We start from the raw sequence: 21,058 nt of genomic DNA, 5'->3' as shown, positions 1-21,058 counted from the left end.
TCGTCGTCCGTGCCTCAGCCGAAGACGAACGAGCGCAGCGCCTTCGCGTACAGGCTCGGCGACCGGCTCCGAGACCCCTTGAGAGCGTAAGTGAGCGCCTCCGTCGCGTCGTCCATGACACCGTGTCCGTGGCCGACGAGAATACGGTCCGGGTCGAGACGGCCGAGTTTCGAGGGCGGCGTGAGCCGCCGGACGGGGTGGACCCCCAGCCGCTCGCGGCCCGTCACGAAGAAGTCGGCCGTCCCGACCGACTCCGAGACGACCAGCGTGTCGTCGGCGTCGCCGTACAGCGCGGCCTCCTTCCAGAAGGGGTTCCGGACGACCTCGTGGACGCCGTAGTCCGTCTCCGGAAGCTGTCCGTGAACGATTTCGACCGGGGCGTCGAGGTCGTCCGCGGCCCCTTCCATGATGTCGGGGACGTACACCGGCACGTCGTGGCGGTTCGCCACCGCGGCGCAGTCGCGCTTGTGGCGGTCGAGCAGGATGACGACGCCGGCCACCTCGCCGAACTCCGTCAGTAGGTCGTCGATGCCCTCGGCGTCGACCGGGTCGACGACGAACGCGCCGGCGTCGGTCCCGAGGACGTGACTCGCCCGCTGCATCTCCTCCTCGGGGTAGGCTATCCAACTCGCCCCTCGCTCCCAGCGGTTCGTCTCCTCCCAGTGGGTCGCACGGCCCGAACCTTTCATCGGCATACTCGTAGCGAGGTCGGCGAAACGTAAAAGCGGCCTGCCGACTCGCGCCGGACGCGGTTGCCGGGTGCGCCCGCCGGCGCTGTCTCGTGCGGTGTTCCCAGTGCCGGTGGTGCAGTTCCGAGGTGCCCGTCCGCTACGTCTCGGCCCGGACGACGCGGTACGCGGTCAGGTGTCCCCCGTCGTCGGTCTCGGTCACCGTCAGCAGCGTGTCGCCGAGAACGCCCAAGGGGGTGCTCGCGTCGCCGCCGTCGGAGCGCTCGTAGACCAACTCGCCGTCCGAGACGGTGTAGGCGTACGTGGTCGCAGTGTCGTCGACGACCCAGACGAGTCCGTCGCCGACTTCCGGGCGGTATCGGGGTTCCGTCTGGATGCGGCGCTGCCAGCGCTGTCGGCCCGACGCGGCGTCGAGTCCGACGACGTGCCCCGCGTCGGTCGTGACGACCACAGTGTCGCCGGCGAGCACCGGCCGCACGCTCGATGCGTTGCTGACGAGCGACTGCTGCCACTCCGCGTCGAGGCCGGGCAGCGCGAGCGCTCGTGCCGCCGTCCCGGTCACGTACAGCGTCTCTGCGCGTCGGACGCCGCCGCCGAAGCCGATGTACTGCTCCGCCGACCGCAGTCGGTCGCCGCTCGCGGCGTCGAAGACGAACACGCCGGCGGTCGTGAGCACGTAGACCGCGCCGTCCCGGACCGTTATCGTGGTGACGAACGACGGAGTGAGGTCCCCAGTCCGCCACACCACGTCGCCCGTCGCCGCGTCGAGCGCGTACACCAGCGGCGCTTGGTCGTCGCCGCTTCCGTCGCCGTCACACCCGCAGAAGACGACCCCGTCGCCCGACGCCGTGACCGTCCTGACGCGGGTGTGCATGCCGTCCGCGGGCGTGTCGAAGGTCCACTCGCGCCCCCCGTCCGCCCGACTGTAGGCGTACAGTCGCCCCCGCTGGACCTCGTCGGAGCCGAGCGCGCCCAGAAACACCGACGCGTCCGTGTAGCCGACCGACTCGGGGAAGTACTCCTGTCCCGGCGGCTCCACCGTCCAGACCTCGGTCCCGTCCGGGCTGTAGGCCCCCTGCCCCGGGAGGAAGAAGGTCCCGTCCAGCGTCCAGATGTCGCCGGCCCAGCCGTCCACCTGCCACCGCTGTTCCAGCGAGACCGACCCGTCGAATGTGTCCGTCTCGGTGCTCGTCTCCGCACGGGTGCTCGTCCGGGACGACTGGCCGTCGGCCGCGGCCGTCGCCGCCCGCGTGTCCGTTCCGGTGGCCGTCGACTGCCCGCCCCGAAACCGGAGACAGCCGGAGCCGATAGCGGTTCCCAACGTCGCCAACAGCGCGCGCCGTTCCATTGACGTTCCCACTCTGTCGTGCCGACACATTAAACGACCTCTGTGAGGGGGTACCACAGCAGTTACCTCCGTCGGCGGCGTCGGTCCGACAATGCTCTCCTCGCCGTCGTGGCTCGCGCTGGAGACGAAGCGGGTCGACCGGACGGCGGCGTTCTACGACGCCGTTCTCGGACTGGACGCCGTCCGTGAGGTCGAGAGCGAGACGGTGCTGGCCGCCGGCGGGACGGAACTCCGGCTCCGCGAACCCGGGCCGGTCCCGCGGGGCGGGCTCCACACCCACTACGCGCTGCGTGTCCCCGAACGGACCTACGACGACTGGTACGCCCGCCTCGCCGAGCGGTTCGACCTCGTGGAGCGCACGTTCGGCGACGCCCGCTCGTTGTACTTCTACGACCCCGAAGGAAACTGCGTGGAACTGGGCGAGCGCCCTGTCGACGGGGGCGGCGTCGGCGGCCTGTTCGAACTCGTCCTCGAAGTCGAGCGGCTGGACGCCGCCGTCGGCTTCTACGAACGGCTCGGCTTCGCTGTCGTTGACGACGGCCGAGCGGACGGGCGGGTGCGCCTCTCGACCGGCGAGTTCGACCTCGAACTCTGGTCGCCGCGGCTGGGCATCGCCGACGCCCGCGGCGGCGTCCACGTCGACTTCGGCGTCGTCGCCGACGCGCCGCGCTCGGTCGCCCGCGAGGTGGCCGACGACGCGCTGGCAGTCACGGCCGTCGAGGGCGGCGTCCGAATCCGGGACCCCGACGGCCACTACCTGACGCTGGTCGACGCCGGCTGAGACGCCGCTGTCGATTCGCTGGCATCCGATTCGCCGGTCGGCCGGTCAGTCCAACCGGTCCGAATCGATACTGACGCCGGGGGGCGTCACGACCAGAAAACCCCGGAAGTGCATCAGTTCGCCGCCGGCCTCGGTGACCGGGCGGGCGAACCCAGCGGCGAGTTCGTTCAGGTCGCCGTCGACGTGCAAGACGAGGACACAGCCGTCGTCTATGGATTCGACCCACTCCTCGTCGGGCGTGTCCCCGTCGAGGACCCCGAGGACGACGCGGTGGCTGCCGCCGGTGTCCCCGTCGACCTCCATCTGGTCCTCGACGGCCTGTAGGTCCAGTCCATCGAAGTCACTCATACGAGCGTACAGGCGACACGGCGGCAAAAACCCCCACCCCGGTGTCTGACGCGCGTCGTCGCCTGCGCGTGTCGGTCGCGGGTGGGACCGATGGACAGCTATAAATACCGGAAGCGTCCAGATGTAGGTGCTTATGTCCAACAACGAGGGCACGTCGGGATCTCCGGCGGATCGAGTTCTTCCAGGGCACACTGGATTCCACGTCTGAGATAACAGACGCACGCATTTTCGACACCACGCTGCGCGACGGTGAGCAATCGCCACGCACGTCGTTCAACTACGAGGACAAACGCGAGATAGCCGCCGTACTCGACGAGATGGGGACCCACGTCATCGAGGCCGGGTTCCCCGTCAACTCCGACGCGGAGTTCGAGGCGGTCCGGGACATCGCGGAGTCCACGCACGTGACGACCTGCGGGCTGGCGCGTGTGGTCGAGAAAGACATCGAGGCGGCGCTGGATTCGGGTGTGGACATGGTCCACACGTTCGTCTCGACGTCGGACGTACAGTTGCAGGATTCCATGCACGCGACCCGGCAGGAGGCGCTGGACTCGGCCGTCGAGTCCGTCGAGCGCATCGCCGAGGCCGGTGCCGAGTGCATGTTCTCGCCGATGGACGCCACCCGTACCGACGAGGAGTTCCTCGTCGAGGTCATCCAAGCGACCTCCGAGGCGGGGGCCGACTGGATAAACATCCCCGACACCTGCGGGGTGGCGACGCCGAGTCGCTTCGCCGACCTCATCGGGAAGGTCGACTCGGTCACGGACGCCCGTATCGACGTCCACGCCCACGACGACTTCGGGCTGGCGTCGGCCAACGCCATCGCCGGCTACGAGGCCGGCGCGGGGCAGGCGCAGGTGTCGGTCAACGGCATCGGCGAGCGGGCCGGCAACGCGGCCTACGAGGAGGTGGCGATGGCGCTGGAGGCGCTGTACGACGTCGACACCGGCATCGACACCACGCGCATCACGGAGCTGTCGCGGCTCGTCGGGGAGAAGTCCGACATCCCGGTACCGGCCAACAAGCCGGTGGTCGGGCGCAACGCATTCTCCCACGAGAGCGGCATCCACGCGGCCGGCGTCATCGAGAACTCCGACACGTTCGAGCCCGGCGTCATGACCCCCGAGATGGTCGGCGCGGAGCGCGAACTGGTGTTGGGGAAACACACCGGCGCGCACTCGGTGCGCGAGCGGCTCGTCGACGCGGGCTACGACCCCACCGACGCCGAAGTGCGGGAGGTGACCCGCCGCGTCAAGGAGTTCGGCGCGGAGAAACAGCAGGTCACGATGACCGAGCTGGAACGGTTCGCCACGGAGGTCGGCGTCGAGGAAGCGACCGAGGAGGTCCGGGCGTAGGCCCATGCCGTTCTCGGTCGTGCCGGCACACCGCCAGCGCCGCCTACCCAGCGGCGGCACGCGCCCCCGGTCCCGCGTCGTTCGGAGAAACCTATCACAGAACGCTTATTATCCGGGCCGGACAGACTCCGGATGTGATGACTGCGCGCGCTGGCGTTCGGGTCGGTCCCGCGGCCAGCGCCGCGTCCGCTATTCTCGGCGAGGGTATTGTAGGGGCTGTATAGCCCCTCACATCTCTACCTCCGTGCCGGTCGTACCGATATTCCACCACCACACCACAGCAACGCAAGCAATGTACACAACAGCCACACGACGCTCGTATCACGCGGGAGGGACGCGATGAGCGAACGCGCGTCGGTCCCGAAAGAGGAAGCGGAAACGGACGCGGAACAGACCGGGGAGTCGACCGGCGAGAGCACACAGGAGCCGGTGACGACCGGCGCTCAGTCGGTCATCCGAGCGCTCGAAAACGCCGGCGCGGAGTACGTCTTCGGCGTGCAGGGCGGGGCCATCATGCCCGTCTACGACGCGCTGTACGACTCCGACATCAATCACGTGACGATGGCCCACGAGCAGGGGGCCTCCCACGCCGCCGACGCCTACGGCACCGTCACGGGCGACCCCGGCGTCTGTTTCGCCACGTCCGGCCCGGGCGCGACCAACCTCGTGACCGGCATCGCCGACGCCAACATGGACTCGGACCCCGTCGTCGCGCTGACCGGGCAGGTCCCGACGGATTTCGTCGGCAACGACGCCTTTCAGGAGACCGACACCGTCGGCATCACCCAACCGGTCACGAAGGAGAGCTACTTCGCCGACAGCCCCGACACCGTCGGCCACGACGTGAGCGAGGCGTTCGCGCTGGCCGACGCCGGCCGACAGGGGCCGACGCTGGTCGACCTCCCGAAAGACGTCACGCAGGGCGAGACCGACATCGAGCCCGACGCGCCCGAGACGCCGGAAACGTACGACGTGCCCGAGGAGGCCGACGACGCGGCCGTGCAAGAGGCCGCCGAGGCGCTGGCCGGTGCCGACCGCCCGGTCATCCTCTCGGGCGGGGGCGTCATCCGGGCGGAGGCGTCGAACGCGCTGCGCGAGTTCGCCACGGAGTACGAGGTTCCGGTCATCACGACGATGCCCGGCATCGGGAGCTTCCCCGAGGACCACGACCTCTCCTTGGAGTGGGCCGGGATGCACGGCACCGGCTACGCCAACATGGCTATCTCGAACACCGACTGCCTGCTGGCTATCGGCACCCGGTTCGACGACCGCCTGACCGGCGGCGTCGACTCCTTCGCGCCCGACGCGGAGGTCGTCCACGTCGACATCGACCCCGCCGAAATCAGCAAGAACGTCTACGCGGACTACCCGCTGGTCGGGGACGCCCGCGCGGTGCTTCGCCAACTGTTCGACGCGATGCCCCGCGCACCGGACGCCGACGAGTGGCGCGAGCAGTGCCAGACGTGGAAAGACGAGTACCCGATGGACTACTCGACGCCGGACGACGAACCGCTCAAGCCCCAGTACGTCGTCGAGCGGTTCTCCGAGATGACGCCGGACGACACCGTCGTCTGTACCGGCGTCGGCCAACACCAGATGTGGGCCTCCCAGTTCTGGGAGTTCACCGAGCCCCGGACGTGGGTCTCCTCCCACGGCCTGGGGACGATGGGGTACGGCGTGCCCGCGGCCATCGGCGCGAAACTGGCCGCCCCCGACCAAGAGGTCGTCTGCTTCGACGGCGACGGCTCGTTCCTGATGACGGTGCAGGGGCTGTCGGTGGCGGTCCGCGAGAACCTTGACGTCACCTACGTCGTCCTCAACAACGAGGCCGTCGGGATGGTCCGCCAGTGGCAGGACGGCTTCTACGAGGGTCGCCGGATGGCCTCGGAGTACCCGTGGATTCCGGAGTTCGACAAGCTCGCGGAGGCGTTCGGGGCCGCCGGCTTCCGGCTGGAGGACTACGACAGCGTCGACGAGACGATAGAGGCGGCCCGCGAGTACGACGGCCCCTCGGTCGTCGACGCCATCATCGACCCCGCGGAGAACGTCTTCCCGATGGTGCCAAGCGGCGGCGACAACGGCCTGTTCGCGCTGAACGAAGACCACTTGGAGATGCTCTAACGATGCCCGGAGGAATGCCCGGACCCGCGCCCGACGAACGGATGCGCCCCGAGGGCCGACGCAACACGCAGGGAATCCGCGTCGACCCCGAGGCCGAAGTGACCCACGACCCCCGACAGGCGGTGCTGTCGGCGCTGGTCAAACACCGCCCCGGCGTGCTCTCGGAGGTGTCGGGGCTGTTCAGCCGCCGGCAGTTCAACATCGAAAGCCTCACCGTCGGGCCCACGAGTGACGAGAGTATAGCCCGGATGACCATCCTCATCGAGGAACCCGAGCCGGGTATCGAGCAGGCGAAAAAGCAACTGCGGAAGCTCGTGCCCGTCGTCTCGGTCGCCGAACTGGAGGGCGGTGCGGTCCGTCGGGAACTCGCGCTCATCAAGGTGGGCGGGGAGAAACCCGACGACGTCAACGCCGTCGCGGAGATGTACGACGGGCAGGCCGTCGACGCCTCCACCGACTCGGTGACCGTCGAGATAACGGGCAGCAAGCAGAAGATAGACGCCGCCGTCGACGCCTTCGAGCAGTTCGACGTGCAGGAAATCGTGCGGACCGGGGCCGCCGCACTGGAACGAGGCCCCGAGACACTAGAGAAAGATGACTGACGAACTCACGACAACGGTCTACTACGACGAGGACGCCGACGTATCGACACTCGACGACGAGACGGTCGCCGTACTGGGGTACGGCTCGCAGGGCCACGCCCACGCGCTGAACCTCCACGAATCCGGCGTCGACGTGGTCGTGGGCCTCCGCGAGGGGTCGTCCTCCCGCGAGGCCGCGACCGACGCCGGCCTGCGGGTCGAGACGCCCGACGTGGCGGCCCGCGAGGCCGACCGCGTGGTCGTATTGGTGCCCGACACCGTCCAGCCCGCGGTCTACGAGGCCATCGAGGACGAACTCGACGCCGGCGACACGCTGCAGTTCGCCCACGGGTTCAACATCCACTACGGCCAGATAGAACCGCCGGAGGACGTGGACGTGACGATGGTCGCACCCAAGTCCCCGGGTCATCTGGTCCGCCGGACCTACGAGCGTGGCGAGGGAACCCCCGGCCTCGTAGCCGTCTATCAGGACGCCACGGGCGACACGTTCGAGGAGTCGCTGGCCTACGCGAAGGCTATCGGCTGCACCCGCGCCGGCGTCATCGAGACGACGTTCAAAGAGGAGGTCGAGACCGACCTCTTCGGCGAGCAGGCCGTCCTCTGTGGCGGCGTCACCGAGATGGTCAAGGCCGGCTTCGAGACGCTGGTCGACGCGGGCTACGCGCCCGAGATGGCCTACTTCGAGTGCCTGAACGAACTCAAACTCATCGTCGACCTGATGTACGAAGGCGGCCACATGGAGATGTGGAACTCCGTCTCCGACACCGCCGAGTACGGCGGTCTGACCCGCGGCGAGGAGGTCATCGACCGCGAGGGGATGGAGAAGATACTCGAAGAGGTTCAGAACGGCGAGTTCGCCCGCGAGTGGATAAACGAGAATCAGGCCCACCGGCCCGCCTACAAGCAGTACCGCTCGGCGGAGGAGAGCCACCAGATAGAACAGGTCGGCGGCGGCCTGCGCGAACTGTTCGCGTGGGGCGGCGACGAGGCCGACCAGCAGACGGAGGAAGCGCCGGCGGATGACTGACGACGGGACGATGCGGGACGTGGACCACACGCACCCGCACACGGAGGCGACCTTCGGCGGGGCCTTCCGGCGCGGTCCGACGGTCGCCGCCGACGGCGGCGAGTCGGCCGACGAGGCGGACGACACGATGCGCGACGTAGACCACGAGGCCCCCGGCGAGAGCGAGGGAGTCAACCGCGCCTACGAGCGCGGCACCGAGGGACGGGACGAGACAGTATGAGTTCCGGAACGCTCTACGACAAGGTCTGGGACCGGCACAAAGTCACGACGCTGCCGAACGGGCAGGACCAACTGTTCGTCGGCCTCCACCTCATCCACGAGGTGACGAGTCCGCAGGCGTTCGGGATGCTCCAAGAGCGCGGCCTCGAAGTCGCGCGGCCCGACCTGACCCACGCGACGGTCGACCACATCGTCCCGACGGCGAATCAGGACCGGCCCTACGCCGACGACGCGGCCGAGCGGATGATGAGCGAACTGGAGGAGAACGTTCGCGACGCGGGCATCCAGTTCTCGGACCCGACGACCGGTGACCAGGGCATCGTCCACGTCATCGGGCCGGAGCAGGGCATCACCCAACCCGGCAAGACCATCGTCTGTGGCGACAGCCACACCTCGACCCACGGAGCCTTTGGCGCGCTGGCGTTCGGTATCGGGACCAGCCAGATTCGGGACGTGCTGGCGACCCAGACCATCGCCATGGAGAAACAGCAGGTCCGGAAAATCGAGGTCACCGGCGAACTCGGCGAGGGCGTCGAGGCCAAGGACATCATCCTCGAAATCATCCGCCGTCTGGGAACGGAGGGCGGCGTCGGCTACGTCTACGAGTACGCCGGCGAGGCCATCGAGAACCTCGACATGGAGGGGCGGATGTCTATCTGTAACATGTCCATCGAGGGCGGCGCTCGCGCGGGCTACGTCAACCCCGACGAGACCACCTACGAGTGGCTGGAGGAGACCGACTACTTCCGGGAGAACCCCGAGAAGTTCGAGGAACTGAAGCCCTACTGGGAGTCCATCCGGAGCGACGACGACGCCGAGTACGACGACGTGGTCGAAATCGACGCGAGCGAACTCGACCCCGTCGTGACGTGGGGGACCACGCCCGGACAGGGCATCGGCATCGACGACCCGGTTCCGGCCCCCGAGGACCTCGCGGCGGACAAGCAAGACACCGCCCGGCGTGCCCAAGACCACATGCGCGTCGAACCCGGGCAGACGATGAACGGCTACGACATCGACGTGGCCTTCCTCGGCTCCTGTACGAACGCCCGCCTGCCCGACCTGCGCCGCGCGGCCCGCATCGTCAAGGGCCGGCAGGTCGCCGACGACGTGCGCGCGTTCGTCGTCCCCGGCAGTCAGCGCGTCCAGCGCGCCGCCGAGGAGGAGGGCCTCAAGGACATCTTCGAGGAGGCCGGCTTCGAGTGGCGCAACGCCGGCTGTTCGATGTGTCTGGGGATGAACGAGGACCAACTCGAAGGCGACGAGGCGTGTGCCTCCTCCTCGAACCGGAACTTCGTCGGCCGGCAGGGGAGCAAGGACGGCCGCACCGTCCTGATGAACCCCCGGATGGTGGCCGCGGCGGCCATCAACGGCGAGGTCTCTGACGTGCGTGACTTAGAGGAGGTGACGGTCGCATGAGCGACGCCACCGAGGACATTCCCGAAGTCGACTACGTCGAAGGTAGCGGTATCCCCATCCGCGGGAACGACATCGACACGGACCAGATAATCCCCGCGCGGTTCATGAAAGTCGTCACCTTCGACGGTCTGGGTGAGTTCGCCTTCTTCGACGTGCGGTTCGACGACGAGGACAACCAGAAGGACCACCCGATGAACGAAGAGCGGTTCCAAGACGCCAACGTCATGGTGGTCAACAACAACTTCGGCTGTGGCTCCTCCCGGGAACACGCCCCGCAGGCGCTGATGCGCTGGGGTATCGACGCCATCATCGGCGAGAGCTTCGCCGAGATCTTCGCGGGCAACTGCCTCGCGCTCGGCATCCCGACGGTGACCGCCGACCACGAGACCATCAACGCGCTCCAGCAGTGGGTCGACGACAACCCCGGCGGCGACATCGAGGTCGACGTGGCGGCCGAGACGGTCACCTACGGCGGCACCGAGGTCTCCGTCAGCGTCGACGACGCCCAGCGACAGGCTCTCGTCGAGGGTATCTGGGACACGACGGCGCTGATGAAGGCCAACCGCAACGCTATCGAGGAGACGGCCGACCAGTTGCCGTATCTGGACCGGACGCGGTCGGGTCTCGAAGCGGACGATTAACTAAGCAGGGTTTCAGCCCTGCGGCGTAAGCGTCCGGTTCGTAGAAGCCGACGATTAACTAAGCAGGGTTTCAGCCCTGCGGCGTAAGCGTCCGGTTCGTAGAAGCCGACGACTAACGCTGCGTCGACGTTCGGACCGCTTTCTCGCCGTTTCGCGCGCTCCGGCCGCCGGACAGTGGGTCGTCAAGACACTGCCCGCAGCGCTCGCGTCGACCCGGAACCGAACCACTTTCGGCGGCCGCCCGCCTCTCGGCGCACATGACTCACGAAATCGCGGTCATCCCCGGTGACGGCATCGGGCAGGAGGTCACGCCCGCCGCCGTCGAGGTACTGGAAGCAATCGAGACGGTCGACTTCGAGTTCGTCGAGGGCGAGGCCGGCGACGCGGTGCGGGATGCGACGGGCGAGGCCTTGCCACAGGAGACGCGGGACCTCGCGGCCGACGCCGACGCCACGCTGTTCGGGGCCGCCGGCGAGACGGCCGCCGACGTTATCCTCCCGCTGCGGGACGTGGTCGGCTCCTTCGCCAACGTCCGGCCCGCCCGTTCGTACCCCGGACTTGACGCGGTCCAACCGGACACCGACATCGTGTTCATCCGCGAGAACACCGAGGGCGTCTACTCCGGCATCGAGGACGAACTCGTCGACGGCGTGCGGACGCTGACCCGCGTCGTCACCGAGGACGCCTCCCGGGACATCGCCGAGTACGGCTTCCGCTACGCCAAGCAGAACGGCTACGACGACGTGACCATCGCCCACAAGGCAAACGTCATGCGCGAGACCGACGGGCTGTTCCTCGACACCGCGGAGGCGGTCGCCGAGGAGCGCGGCGCGGACTACGACACGGCGCTGATGGACGCGCTGGCGATGCATCTGGTGATGACGCCCGAGGAGTACGACGTGGTCATCTGTCCGAACCTCGCGGGCGACATGCTGTCGGACCTCGCTGCGGGCCTCGTGGGCGGCCTCGGCCTGCTCCCGTCGGCCAACGTCGGCGAGGACAACGCCCTGTTCGAGCCGGTCCACGGCTCCGCGCCGGACATCGCCGGCGAGGGCGTCGCCAACCCCTCGGCGATGATTCTCTCGGCCGCGATGCTGCTCGACCACTTGGGCTACGACGAGGAGGCCGACCGAGTGCGCGGGGCCGTCGAGGCCGTCCTCGAATCCGGCCCGCGGACGCCGGACCTCGGCGGCGACGCCGGGACCGACGAGGTCACTGCCGCCGTCGTCGACGCGCTGTAGCGGGCAGAAACGCGCACCCGACGATAGAAAGTGGTAAAAACGAAGCGAAACAATCACGGGAGAGAGATGCTCCCCGCCGAGCGCAAGCGCACCATCGTCCGGCTGGTGACCGAACACGACGGCCGTTCCGTCACGGAACTGGCCGAGCAACTGGACTTCTCGAAGGCGACCATCCGGCGCGACCTCCGGGATTTGGAGTCCGAGGGCCGCATCGAGCGGTCACACGGCGGCGCGGTGCCCGCGTCCTCTGTCGGTACCGAGCGCACCTACAGCCAGCGCGAGGTCGACAACCTCGACGCCAAACAGGCCATCGGTGCCCGCGCGGCCGAGGAGGTCCGCGAGGGACAGGTGGTCGTCTTCGACGCGGGGACGACGACGATAGAGGTGGCCCGCGCTGCCCCCGACAGCGGCTACGCCGTCGCCACCAACATGCCGGAACTGGCGACCGAACTGGCCGAGGGCGACCTCGACGTCAAGGTGACCGGCGGGACGCTGCGCTCGCGGACCCGGGCGCTGGTCGGTCCGACCGCCGAGGAGTTCCTCGACCGCACCAACTTCGACCAGCTGTTTCTCGGGACCAACGCCTTGGACGCGACGGTCGGGCTGTCGACCCCCAACGAGGAGGAGGCGTCGGTCAAAGAGCGGATGGTCGAGCGGGCCGGCCGCGTCGTCCTCGTCGCCGACGCCTCGAAGTTCGGCGAACGAAGCTTCGTCTCCTTCGCCGACCTCGCGGATGTGGACCTGCTCGTCACCGACGAGACGCCGCCGCCGGACCTCGCCGAGGCGCTGGACGCTGCCGAGGTGACCGTCGAGGTGGTCGCCATATGATAGTCACGCTCACCTACAATCCCGCGGTCGACCAGACGGTGCAGTTCGACGAGCCGATGGCGGCCGACCGCGTCATGCGCGCGAGCGACGCCCGCTTCGACGCCGGCGGGAAGGGCATCAACGTCGCGCAGTTCCTCACCGCGATGGACCGGCCTTGCGTCGCCACGGGCGTCGTCGCCGGCTTCACCGGCGCGTTCGTCCGCGACGACATGCAGGCCGACGGCGTGGAGACGGCGTTCGTCGAGGTCGAGGGGGTCACCCGGCTCAACACGACGGCGCTGGCCGAGGGCACCGAGTACAAACTCAACCACGACGGGCCGGCCGTCGGCGACGGCGTCGTCGACCGCGTCGTCGGCCGCGTCCGCGCACAGGACCCCGACCGCGTGCTGGTCGGCGGGAGCCTCCCGCCGGGCGTGCGCGTCGCGGACGTGGACCGCGTGGCCGCCGCCGGCGACTGGGAGACGGTCGTCGACATGGAGGGGGCGGCGCTCCGGGAACTGGACGAGCAGTTCGCGCTGTGTAAGCCGAACCGCGAGGAACTCGGGGAGGCCACCGGCGCGGACGTGTCCACCGTCGAGGGGTGTGCCCGGGCCGCCGAGCAGTTCCGAGCGGAGGGGTTCGACCGCGTGATGGCGTCGCTGGGGGCCGACGGGGCCGTCCTCGCCACCGCCGACCGGACGCTGTTCGCCGAGGCGCTGGATGTCGACGTGGTCGACACCGTCGGCGCGGGCGACGCCCTGCTGTCGGGCGTGCTCGCGGCGTGGGAACGGGGCGCGGACGACGCGGCGGCGCTACGGAACGGCGTCGCCGTCTCGGCGCGCCTCGTCGAACAGGCCGGGACGGCGGTGCCGTCGTTCGACGGCCTCGACGCGGCCCGCGACCGGGTCACCGTCTCGGACGTGTAGAACAGCGAGCGCGGCCGCCAGCGGCTCTCGCCTCAGAACTTCGCCACGTAGCTCTCGACGAACGCGCGCACGTCGGCCAGCGACGGCTGGTCGGCGGTCCGCACGAAGTGGCCGGCGACGGCGTTGCCGACGACGACGGCCGTGGCCGGCGAGAGGCCGAGGACCAGCCCGAGCCCCAGTCCGGCGTTGAAGTGGTCGCCGGAACTGGTCGTCATCGCCGGGTCGTCGACGGCCGGGACGGCGACGCGGTCGGTGCCGGCCCCGCTCACGGCGACCGACGCCTCGACGCCGTGCCCGACGAACCACGTCGGGGCCAAGGCGTCGGCCACCGCCTCGGCGTCCGCGGCGAACGAGCGGTCGGCCTCGCCGGCGTAGGCGTCGGCCAGCACGGCCGTTTCCGCGCGGTTCGCGGAGACCACCACGTCCGCCACCTCGTCGAGACGGCGGATGGCCTCGCGGCCGGCCCGCAGGCGCTCGGCGTCGAGTTTCCGCACGTCACCGGGGTCGACGAGGACGTGTGCCGGCGGGTCCGAGAGCCGGTCCCACGCGTCCCGGAGGCCGTCGATGACGTCGGGGAGGTCCGGCGTCTCGGACCAGTACCCCATCCCGAGCAGGGCCGCGCCGTCGAGGACGTCGAGGAACCGCTCGTGGCCGACGGCGTCGTCGACGGCCGCCCAGTCCAGTTCCATCGTGTCGCCGATCTCGGTCAGCATCAGCTTCCCGTCGTCGAACTCGACGGCGTCGGTGACGCCCGGGTCGCCCATCGAGTAGCGCTCGACGCCGGCGAACTCCGTCTCGAAGGCCTCGTGGACCGGGTCGCCGAACATCCCGACCATCGCCGGCGCGAACGACCACGTCTCGAAGGCCCGCGCGAGGTGGCTGGTGTGGCCGCCGGTCCGACTGCCCCGCTGGAGCCACTCGAAACTCAGCGAGCTATCGGCCGCCACCGACCGCTCGATGCGGTCGCCAAAGCCCGACAGCGTGGCGAGGCGGTCGTAGCTCTCGGGGTCCGCCCGGTCCTCGACGACCTCGCGGACGCGGTCGAGGTAGCCGTCGAAGCCGAACACGACCGGCCGGTCGGCGACCGTCTCGGCCAGCGCGTCGGCGGCCGGCAGTTCCTCTTCGGCCGCGGCGACGGCCTTTCGTGTGGCCTCGTCCATGCTCACAGCACGTCGTCGGGGTCGGCACCGTCGAAGACGACGGGGTCGAGTTTGTCGAGGATGTCGTCGGGGTCCTCGCGCTGCCAGACGTTGCGGCCGACGGCCAGGCCGGCGACGCCGACGTCCATGCAGTCGGCGACGAGTTCGAGGAACTCCCGGTCGGAGGTCTTCGAGCCACCCGACAGCAGGACGCGGTTGTCGGCGGCGGCGTCGACCGCGTGAGCCATGGCCTCCTTGTCGCGGGGGTATTTCACCTTCGTGAAGTCAGCGCCCAGTTCGAGGCCGATGCGGGCCGCGTAGGCGATGGTGTCGGGGTTGCGGTGGGCTTTGACGGCTTGGCCGCGGGGGTAGGACCACATGGCGATGGGGAGGTCGTGGTCGCGGGCGGCCTCTTGGACGGGGCGGAAGTCCTCGAACATGTCGGGTTCGCGGTTGACGCCCGGGTAAATCGTGTAGCCGATGGCGTCCGCGCCCAGTTCCGCGGCGTACTCGACGCTCCAGTTCTGGGGCGAGTAAGGGTCGCCCATCCAGAGGTCCGACCCGCCGTTGAGCTTCGCCAAGAGGTTCACGTCGTCCTCGTAGCTGGGGTAGTACGTCTCGGCGAGGCCCTTGCCCACGGCCAGCGCGGTGACCGCGTCGTGGGTGGCCATCTCGAACACTTCCCGTGGGTCGAGGCGCTCCTCGACGCCGCTGAACTGTTTCGGGCCGTGTTCCAGCCCGTGGTCGTGGGCCAGCACCAGCGTCTTGTCCTTGCGCACCAGCGGTGAATCGCCCAGTGGTCGCATGTCCGCCAGTACCGAGAACACACAGTAAGCGCTTTCGGTACTGATTTGTTACTCCCGTTCGTGTACGTTTTTGCGCGGGAGAGAGGTTAAGTGGCTGCCGCCGGAACCACCAATTATGCCGACTGTCGAACTCGACGAGGAGACGGTCGCCCGTCTCGACGGCCTCCGGGAGGAAGACGAGAGCTACGACGAACTCGTCACCGAACTCATCAACATCTACGAGGCCGAGGAACTGACGCTGTTCCACGGCGGCGACGAGTACTGACTACCGGGCCTGCTGGCAGACGGACTCCCAGCGGCCGTTGGACTCCAGTTTCTCCTGTAGCTCCTCCGCGTAGGCCTGTGCTAGCTGTTCGGCTTCGGCGGCCTGCTCGTCGGAACTGCTCCCGCCTCCCAGTCCCAGCGCGTCCATCACGCCCGAGAGGAGACTACCACTGCCGTCGCCCGAACCGCCGCCCCCGCCCATCGGCGACTGCTGCTCTATCCGGTCGAGTTCCGGCATGATGCTCGATAGCTTCGACGTATCGGCGACGATGTGGGCCGAGTCGGGGTCGTCGGCCCCCTCTATCTCGAACTCGATGGCCGTCATGACGAGCCCCCACTGCTGGCTGGAAAACGACGACGCTTCCACCCGGTCGTTGAACAACTGGTCGACTTCCATTCGCTCGCCGGCGATACGGTCGGTCCACTGACTGTCGCTCATACCCGGAGTTCGGGACCCTGATGTATGAGCGTTTCCCGCCGCGGTCAGACGCCCGACTCGATGCTGATGTCGGCGTGCAGGTCCTCGCGCAGCGCGGAGTGGACGTGACAGATCTCCTCGCCGAGTTCGACGATGTCCTGTGCGTCGTCGCCGAGGTCGGTCTCGACTTCGACGTCGAAGTCGATGGCTTCGAGGTCGTCGTCCTCGTCGAGGTCGGCGGCTATCTCGACGTTCACCTCGCCGAGGTCGTCGTAGCCGTGCTGGTCGGCGGCGACCCGGAGCGCCGGGATGTAACAGGAGGCGTAGTCCGCGGCCAGCACCTCGTTGGGCGAGGGGCCGTCCTCGCTGAGCGCGTCGACGATGAGCTCCCACTCGCCGTTGATGACGCTGGTGACCGTGTACCCTTCCTCGCACTCGCTTTCGACTTCGATGTCTGCCATAGCGTGTGCTCGCTCGCTCCCCCCGCAAATAAAGGCTAGCGCACTCGGACGGCGCGGCGACTGCGGGAGGCCGCCGGCGCGTCGCCGCTGCAGTCGCCGACGGGTGCGGACCGCGCCAGCTACAGCTCGAACGTCTCGTCGCCGTCGAGGACGACCGCCTCGGCGTCGCTGCCGGTGGCTTTCAGTTCCTTCACGAAGTCGTCCGTGTCGATTTCGATGGGCGGGAACGTGTCGTAGTGCATCGGGAGGGCGTAGTCCACGTCGAGCCAGTCGGCCGCGACGGCCGCCTGCATCGGCCCCATGGTGAAGTGGTCACCGACCGGCAGCGCGGCGGCGTCGGGTTCGAGGTACGGGCCGATGACCTCCCGCATCTCGGTCATCAGGCCGGTGTCGCCGGCGTGGTAGAACGTCGTCGAGTCGGCGTCGCTGACCTGCGTCGGCTTGGTGTCGGAGATGACGTACCCCGCCGGCAGGCCGCCGCTGGGGACGCTGAACCCCTCCTCGACGCCGTTGGTGTGGTCGGCGCGGTGCATCGTCACGAAGGCGTCGCCCATCTCGACGGTCCCGCCGAAGTTGAACCCGAGAACGTCGTCCTCGGCGATGCCGTGTTGCTCGGCAAGGTGCCCCGTCACCTCGGGGGTGCCGGCGAGCGTCGCGTCGGGGAACGCGCCCACGTGGGCGACGTGGTCGTCGTGGCCGTGCGTGACGAGGACGTAGTCGGGGTCTACGTCTTCGGGGTCGGTGTCCGTCTTCGGGTTGGCGAACATCGGGTCGACGAGGAGGTCCGTCTCGCCCACTGTGACGCTGAACGTCGAGTGACCGTGCCAAGTGAGTTCCATGGTCGCCCGACGGTACTCCCGGCGAACACTTAATGGTACACCGAAACTCGTGTGGCAGTCACTCGAAGATGTTGGCGCTCGTCGGCTTGCCCTGTGCGTATCTGACCCACCGACGCATGTGCCGGTTCAGCCCCAGAAGAGGACGACGACCATCGACAGCAGCGCACAGAGGAGTACGATACCCAGAATCAGCGGCTCCTCTGCCGGCAGGCCGACCAGCGCGACGATGAGGCCGACCAGTGCCATCTCGACGCCACACCGGAGCCCCGGGAGGACGAACCCGGGAGACGGAACCGACTCGTTGTCTGCCATGCCACCGGATAGGCCGCCGGCCGTGTAGTAGTTTGGGGCACACCGTGGCTTTCATGCACGCACCCGCCGACCCACGGATATGGACCGGGACCCGCTCACGCGCCGCCGCTTCCTCGGGTCGCTTGCCGTCGGCGCGGCCGGCGCGGCCGGCTGTCAGTCGCTCACGAGCGACAGCGCCGGCGAGAACGCGGCGAGCGAGGACGCACCGGCCGGTCGGGACGGGGCGCGAGCGACGCCGACACTCGACGGGAGCACCTACACCGAGGCCTACCGCGACGCCGTCGACGCCGTCTGCTCGATTCGGGTCTACGCCGGCGACAGCCGCGGTTCGCAGGGAAGCGGCTTCCTCGTCGGCGACCGCCACGTCGTCACCAACGAACACGTCGTGGGCGGCGGCGACAGCGTCTACGTCCGGTTCGCCGAGACGGGGTGGCGCGAGGCCGCGGTGGTCGGGACCGACGTGTACAGCGACCTCGCGGTGCTGTCGGCGGACGCCCCCGACGCCGCTCCCCTGTCGTTCGTCCGGCGCGAACAGCCCGTCGGCACCCGCGTCGTCGCTATCGGGAACCCGTTCGGGCTGTCGGGGTCGGCCTCCGAGGGCATCGTCAGCGGCGTCGACCGGACGCTACAGGGCGCGAACAACTTCTCTATCGCCGACGGCATCCAGACCGACGCGGCGGTCAACCCCGGCAACAGCGGCGGCCCGCTGGTGACCCTCGACGGCGACGCCGTCGGCGTCATCAACTCCGGCGGCGGCGACAACGTCGGCTTCGCCATCTCGGCGCAACTGGCCCGCCGGGTCGTCCCGGCGCTCGTCGAGACCGGCGAGTACGACCACTCGTACGTCGGCGTGACGCTGCAGACGGTCACGCCGCTGCTGGCGGCGGCCAACGGGCTCGACCGTGCGAGCGGCGTGTACATCGACCGCGTCCTCGACGGCGGCCCCGCCGACGGCGTCCTCGAAGGGAGCGACGGCTCGGCGGTGCGGTCGGGCGTCGAGTACCCCACCGGCGGCGACGTGGTCCGCCAGCTGGACAACACGCCGACGCCGACGCGGCAGGCGCTCGCGTCGTTTCTCGCCTTGGAGACCAGCCCCGGCACCGCCATCGACGTGACCGTGCAACGTGACGGTCGGCGGGAGGTCGTCGGGCTGACGCTCGGCGAGCGCCCACGGCCCTGAGTCAGCGGCCGACGGCCGAGTAAGACGAACCGTTCACTCCAGTGGCTCGGCCGCGTCTCGCTCGACCAGCGGGTCGGCGTTGTCCGCGGGCAGCGTCACCACGTCGTCGGCCGAGAGGTCGTAGGACCGCTGGTCGACGCCGAGTATCTCGCCCACGTCGTCGGTGATGCGGACCGTGCGGCGGTCGACCGACGCCGCGCCGGCCCCAGCAGCCGCGTCCGACGGCGCGTCGGACTCGGGCGGCGACGGGTCGGTGGTCTGTGGGTCGGGTGCCGGGGCGTCGTCGGTGACGGCGGCGGCCTCCGCCGGGGCGGGACGGGAGCCGTCCGCGTCGTCCGAGGCGGCGGTCCCGTCGCTCGGTGCATCGGCGCGGCGCTCGTCGGGCGTGGCGTCGGTCTCCGACTCGGGCGGTCCGCCGTCGCCGCCCATCACGTCCGCCGCGCCGACGCCGGGCGACTCCTCGGTCGGCGGGGCCGGTCGTTCGGCGTCGGCCGGGCCGGCGTCGGGTTCGTCCCCCGTCCCCGTTTCGGCCGGCGAGCCGCCGGCGTCGACCTCGCCGGCGACGACATCGAGGACGTGCTGGCGGTTGGTCTGGATGGCCTCGACCATCGTCTCGAAGAGCTCCCGTTCCTCCTGTGTCAGGCCGTCGTCCTCGGTCGGCATGTCGGCGGCGGCGAGCGACGCCATCTTGACGACCTTGCCGACGCGGCGCTCGTAGACGGCCTCGACGGTCTGTTCGGCGGTGTTAATATCGTCAGTCAGGCGGTTGACCTCCGGCGCGTCGAAGGGGTCGTCGGCGCGCTCGGCGGCGCGCTCGCGCTCCTCGCGGAGTTGCTGGACGAACTCGCCGGCCTCCTCGTAGAACGTCGGTCGAAGCTGCTGGAGCTTGTCGGTCTGGCGCTCGCGCGACTGGACCGATTGGAGTTCGTCTAAGTTCATTCCTGTCCCTTCTCAGCGCGGCCGCGGGCCATCAGGAACACGCCCACGGACTCTGGTACCGAGTGGTGTCCCGCCTCCAGTGTAAAGCTATCGCCGTCGAGTTCGACCGGGCCGCCGTCGGTGACCTCGACGGTTATCTGGTGGCCGCGGAACGTCTCGGGGACGGCGTCGACCAGCGGGTCGAACGCCGCGAGGTCGCCCCGGTCGATGCGCCGGACCGCCAGCCCGCTCCCGCCGTGGAGCGACCCCGGGAGCCGGATGAGGCGGTTGGTGTCGGTCGTCACCGGCTCGTCGATGGGGGCGTTGTCCGCTGCGACCGCCTCGTGGACCAGCACCTGCGCTATCTGGTAGATGGCCGGGTGCACGTCGACGTTGCCGGCGGCCAGTTGGTCGTAGTTGTTCCGGGCGGCGGTGAGCGCCGCCGTGGCCTTCCCCTCGCCGATGCCGTCGTACTCCTGTAGGCGGGCCAGCGCGTCGTCCTCGTCGAGTTCCAGCAGGTCGTCGACGAACGCGAGAATGTGGCGGTGCGCGCGGGCGCTCCACCCGCCGTCGACGTTCAGCGTCCGCTTCTGCGCCGGGCTGGAACGGCCGGCCGTGCCGGCCACCGCCTCGGACTGTATCAGCTCCTCGAACTCCAGCCCGATGCCCCGCACGTAGTCGACTATCTCGCGGCGGGCGTCGCGTTCGAGCCCGCGAATCCGCTCGTCGCGGACGTGGACGTGGTAGCCGCGGCCGCCGGAGAAGACCACCGTGAGGTCCTCGAAGGCGAAGTCGTCTTCGAGGAAATCGAGCAGGCGCAGGAGGGCGTCCTTGCACTTCGCCAGCATCTCGGCGTAGCTGTCCTCGCCCAGCGTCACGCTCGGGAGGTGGTCGGCGTCGAGGTCGAAGACGAGGTCGGAGTCGCGCCATCCCTTCGACCCCATCGTCGAGGCGCTCGGGTCGTCGTAGTGGCCCGCCGAGAAGTAGACGTGGCGGGGCTTCTTACGGCCGAGGAAGTCCTCGACGTCGCCCAAATCGAGCAGCGAGCGGTGGCGGACCATCGTCTCGCCGGGGCCGTCGGTCCACGGGATGAACCCCCACTCGCGCTCGTTGGCGGCCGGCGGCGGCGTTATCGAGACGCGCCGGTAGTGGTCGCCGAACCGGCCACGGAGGTACGCGCGGGTCCGCTCTTCCATC

General features: G+C 69.3%; 24 protein-coding genes. 13 read left to right on the top strand and 11 right to left on the bottom strand.

Translation table 11 applies throughout. The features are described 5' to 3' along the window. Positions 1–14 precede the first annotated feature (14 nt). Positions 15–695, bottom strand: a complete 681-nt coding sequence (locus tag ACV7JO_RS05550; RefSeq protein ID WP_470355347.1) for a hypothetical protein — start codon at positions 693–695, stop codon at positions 15–17. A gap of 133 nt (positions 696–828) precedes the next feature. Further along, positions 829–2,037: a PQQ-binding-like beta-propeller repeat protein gene (locus tag ACV7JO_RS05545; protein ID WP_470355346.1), complete on the bottom strand. Its 1,209-nt coding sequence runs from the start codon at positions 2,035–2,037 to the stop codon at positions 829–831. Between the two features lie 91 nt (positions 2,038–2,128). Between ACV7JO_RS05545 and ACV7JO_RS05540 the strand changes: the two genes are divergently transcribed. Next, positions 2,129–2,818 (top strand): VOC family protein, encoded by a 690-nt coding sequence (locus ACV7JO_RS05540; protein WP_470355345.1) that lies wholly within the window; start codon positions 2,129–2,131, stop codon positions 2,816–2,818. Positions 2,819–2,863: 45 nt separating this feature from the next. Here ACV7JO_RS05540 and ACV7JO_RS05535 read toward each other — a convergent pair whose 3' ends face one another. After that, entirely contained in the window at positions 2,864–3,166 is a 303-nt protein-coding gene (locus ACV7JO_RS05535; protein ID WP_470355344.1) for a DUF5779 family protein, read from the bottom strand. Between the two features lie 104 nt (positions 3,167–3,270). Here ACV7JO_RS05535 and ACV7JO_RS05530 point away from each other — a divergent pair, with 104 nt between their 5' ends. The 10 genes from ACV7JO_RS05530 to pfkB all read left to right on the top strand — a co-directional run bounded on the left by ACV7JO_RS05530 (position 3,271) and on the right by pfkB (position 13,524). Further along, on the top strand, positions 3,271–4,521 hold the full coding sequence (locus ACV7JO_RS05530) for a LeuA family protein (protein ID WP_470355757.1): 1,251 nt from the start codon (positions 3,271–3,273) through the stop codon (positions 4,519–4,521). 339 nt (positions 4,522–4,860) lie between these two features. Then, positions 4,861–6,642 (top strand): biosynthetic-type acetolactate synthase large subunit, encoded by a 1,782-nt coding sequence (gene ilvB / locus ACV7JO_RS05525; protein WP_470355343.1) that lies wholly within the window; start codon positions 4,861–4,863, stop codon positions 6,640–6,642. Positions 6,643–6,656: 14 nt separating this feature from the next. Continuing rightward, entirely contained in the window at positions 6,657–7,244 is a 588-nt protein-coding gene (gene ilvN / locus ACV7JO_RS05520; protein ID WP_470355342.1) for an acetolactate synthase small subunit, read from the top strand. Beyond that, positions 7,237–8,271 carry a ketol-acid reductoisomerase gene (ilvC, locus tag ACV7JO_RS05515; protein WP_470355341.1) on the top strand — a complete coding sequence of 345 codons (1,035 nt, stop codon included), beginning with the start codon at positions 7,237–7,239 and terminating at the stop codon, positions 8,269–8,271. The genes ilvN and ilvC overlap by 8 nt, the downstream gene beginning before the upstream one ends. Further along, the gene (locus ACV7JO_RS05510; RefSeq protein ID WP_470355340.1) at positions 8,264–8,491 is read left to right on the top strand and encodes a DUF7989 family protein; all 228 of its coding nucleotides are present in this window, start codon (positions 8,264–8,266) and stop codon (positions 8,489–8,491) included. The genes ilvC and ACV7JO_RS05510 overlap by 8 nt, the downstream gene beginning before the upstream one ends. Then, the gene (leuC, locus tag ACV7JO_RS05505) at positions 8,488–9,909 is read left to right on the top strand and encodes a 3-isopropylmalate dehydratase large subunit (RefSeq protein ID WP_470355339.1); all 1,422 of its coding nucleotides are present in this window, start codon (positions 8,488–8,490) and stop codon (positions 9,907–9,909) included. Before ACV7JO_RS05510 ends, leuC begins: the two co-directional genes overlap by 4 nt. After that, positions 9,906–10,550, top strand: a complete 645-nt coding sequence (gene leuD / locus ACV7JO_RS05500; protein WP_470355338.1) for a 3-isopropylmalate dehydratase small subunit — start codon at positions 9,906–9,908, stop codon at positions 10,548–10,550. Before leuC ends, leuD begins: the two co-directional genes overlap by 4 nt. Positions 10,551–10,807: 257 nt before the next feature. Beyond that, entirely contained in the window at positions 10,808–11,791 is a 984-nt protein-coding gene (locus tag ACV7JO_RS05495) for an isocitrate/isopropylmalate dehydrogenase family protein (protein ID WP_470355337.1), read from the top strand. A 66-nt stretch (positions 11,792–11,857) separates the two neighbouring features. Continuing rightward, complete coding sequence (gene glpR / locus ACV7JO_RS05490; RefSeq protein ID WP_470355336.1) at positions 11,858–12,619, top strand: HTH-type transcriptional regulator GlpR; 762 nt, start codon at positions 11,858–11,860, stop codon at positions 12,617–12,619. Further along, positions 12,616–13,524, top strand: a complete 909-nt coding sequence (gene pfkB, locus ACV7JO_RS05485; protein WP_470355335.1) for a 1-phosphofructokinase — start codon at positions 12,616–12,618, stop codon at positions 13,522–13,524. Before glpR ends, pfkB begins: the two co-directional genes overlap by 4 nt. Positions 13,525–13,556: 32 nt before the next feature. Here the strand turns inward: pfkB and ACV7JO_RS05480 are convergent, their stop codons facing one another. Continuing rightward, positions 13,557–14,684 (bottom strand): hypothetical protein, encoded by a 1,128-nt coding sequence (locus tag ACV7JO_RS05480; RefSeq protein WP_470355334.1) that lies wholly within the window; start codon positions 14,682–14,684, stop codon positions 13,557–13,559. A 2-nt stretch (positions 14,685–14,686) separates the two neighbouring features. Further along, on the bottom strand, positions 14,687–15,469 hold the full coding sequence (locus tag ACV7JO_RS05475; RefSeq protein ID WP_470355333.1) for a class I fructose-bisphosphate aldolase: 783 nt from the start codon (positions 15,467–15,469) through the stop codon (positions 14,687–14,689). Between the two features lie 115 nt (positions 15,470–15,584). Between ACV7JO_RS05475 and ACV7JO_RS05470 the strand changes: the two genes are divergently transcribed. After that, complete coding sequence (locus tag ACV7JO_RS05470) at positions 15,585–15,734, top strand: DUF7557 family protein (RefSeq protein WP_470355332.1); 150 nt, start codon at positions 15,585–15,587, stop codon at positions 15,732–15,734. On the opposite strand, the gene ACV7JO_RS05465 is transcribed toward ACV7JO_RS05470, so the two are convergent. From ACV7JO_RS05465 to ACV7JO_RS05450, 4 genes are all read right to left on the bottom strand, one after another. Then, positions 15,735–16,172 (bottom strand): DUF5799 family protein, encoded by a 438-nt coding sequence (locus tag ACV7JO_RS05465; protein ID WP_470355331.1) that lies wholly within the window; start codon positions 16,170–16,172, stop codon positions 15,735–15,737. A gap of 44 nt (positions 16,173–16,216) precedes the next feature. Continuing rightward, positions 16,217–16,612: an OsmC family protein gene (locus tag ACV7JO_RS05460; RefSeq protein ID WP_470355330.1), complete on the bottom strand. Its 396-nt coding sequence runs from the start codon at positions 16,610–16,612 to the stop codon at positions 16,217–16,219. 119 nt (positions 16,613–16,731) lie between these two features. Continuing rightward, complete coding sequence (locus ACV7JO_RS05455; protein ID WP_470355329.1) at positions 16,732–17,451, bottom strand: metal-dependent hydrolase; 720 nt, start codon at positions 17,449–17,451, stop codon at positions 16,732–16,734. A gap of 126 nt (positions 17,452–17,577) precedes the next feature. After that, positions 17,578–17,763, bottom strand: coding sequence for a hypothetical protein (locus ACV7JO_RS05450; protein WP_470355328.1), 186 nt, complete (start codon positions 17,761–17,763; stop codon positions 17,578–17,580). Positions 17,764–17,842: 79 nt separating this feature from the next. On the opposite strand from ACV7JO_RS05450, the gene ACV7JO_RS05445 reads away from it, so the two are divergent. After that, the gene (locus tag ACV7JO_RS05445; protein WP_470355327.1) at positions 17,843–18,943 is read left to right on the top strand and encodes a S1C family serine protease; all 1,101 of its coding nucleotides are present in this window, start codon (positions 17,843–17,845) and stop codon (positions 18,941–18,943) included. Positions 18,944–18,976: 33 nt separating this feature from the next. Here the strand turns inward: ACV7JO_RS05445 and ACV7JO_RS05440 are convergent, their stop codons facing one another. Both ACV7JO_RS05440 and priS read right to left on the bottom strand, forming a co-directional pair. Further along, the gene (locus ACV7JO_RS05440) at positions 18,977–19,882 is read right to left on the bottom strand and encodes a DNA replication complex subunit Gins51 (protein ID WP_470355326.1); all 906 of its coding nucleotides are present in this window, start codon (positions 19,880–19,882) and stop codon (positions 18,977–18,979) included. Further along, the gene (gene priS, locus ACV7JO_RS05435) at positions 19,879–21,057 is read right to left on the bottom strand and encodes a DNA primase small subunit PriS (RefSeq protein WP_470355325.1); all 1,179 of its coding nucleotides are present in this window, start codon (positions 21,055–21,057) and stop codon (positions 19,879–19,881) included. Before priS ends, ACV7JO_RS05440 begins: the two co-directional genes overlap by 4 nt. Between the last annotated feature and the right edge of the window lies 1 nt (position 21,058).

The sequence above is a fragment of the Haloarcula sp. MBLA0138 genome (genome assembly GCF_055632455.1).
The sequence above is the reverse complement of the archived record's forward strand: the minus strand, read 5'-3'. Positions and strand labels throughout refer to the sequence as shown.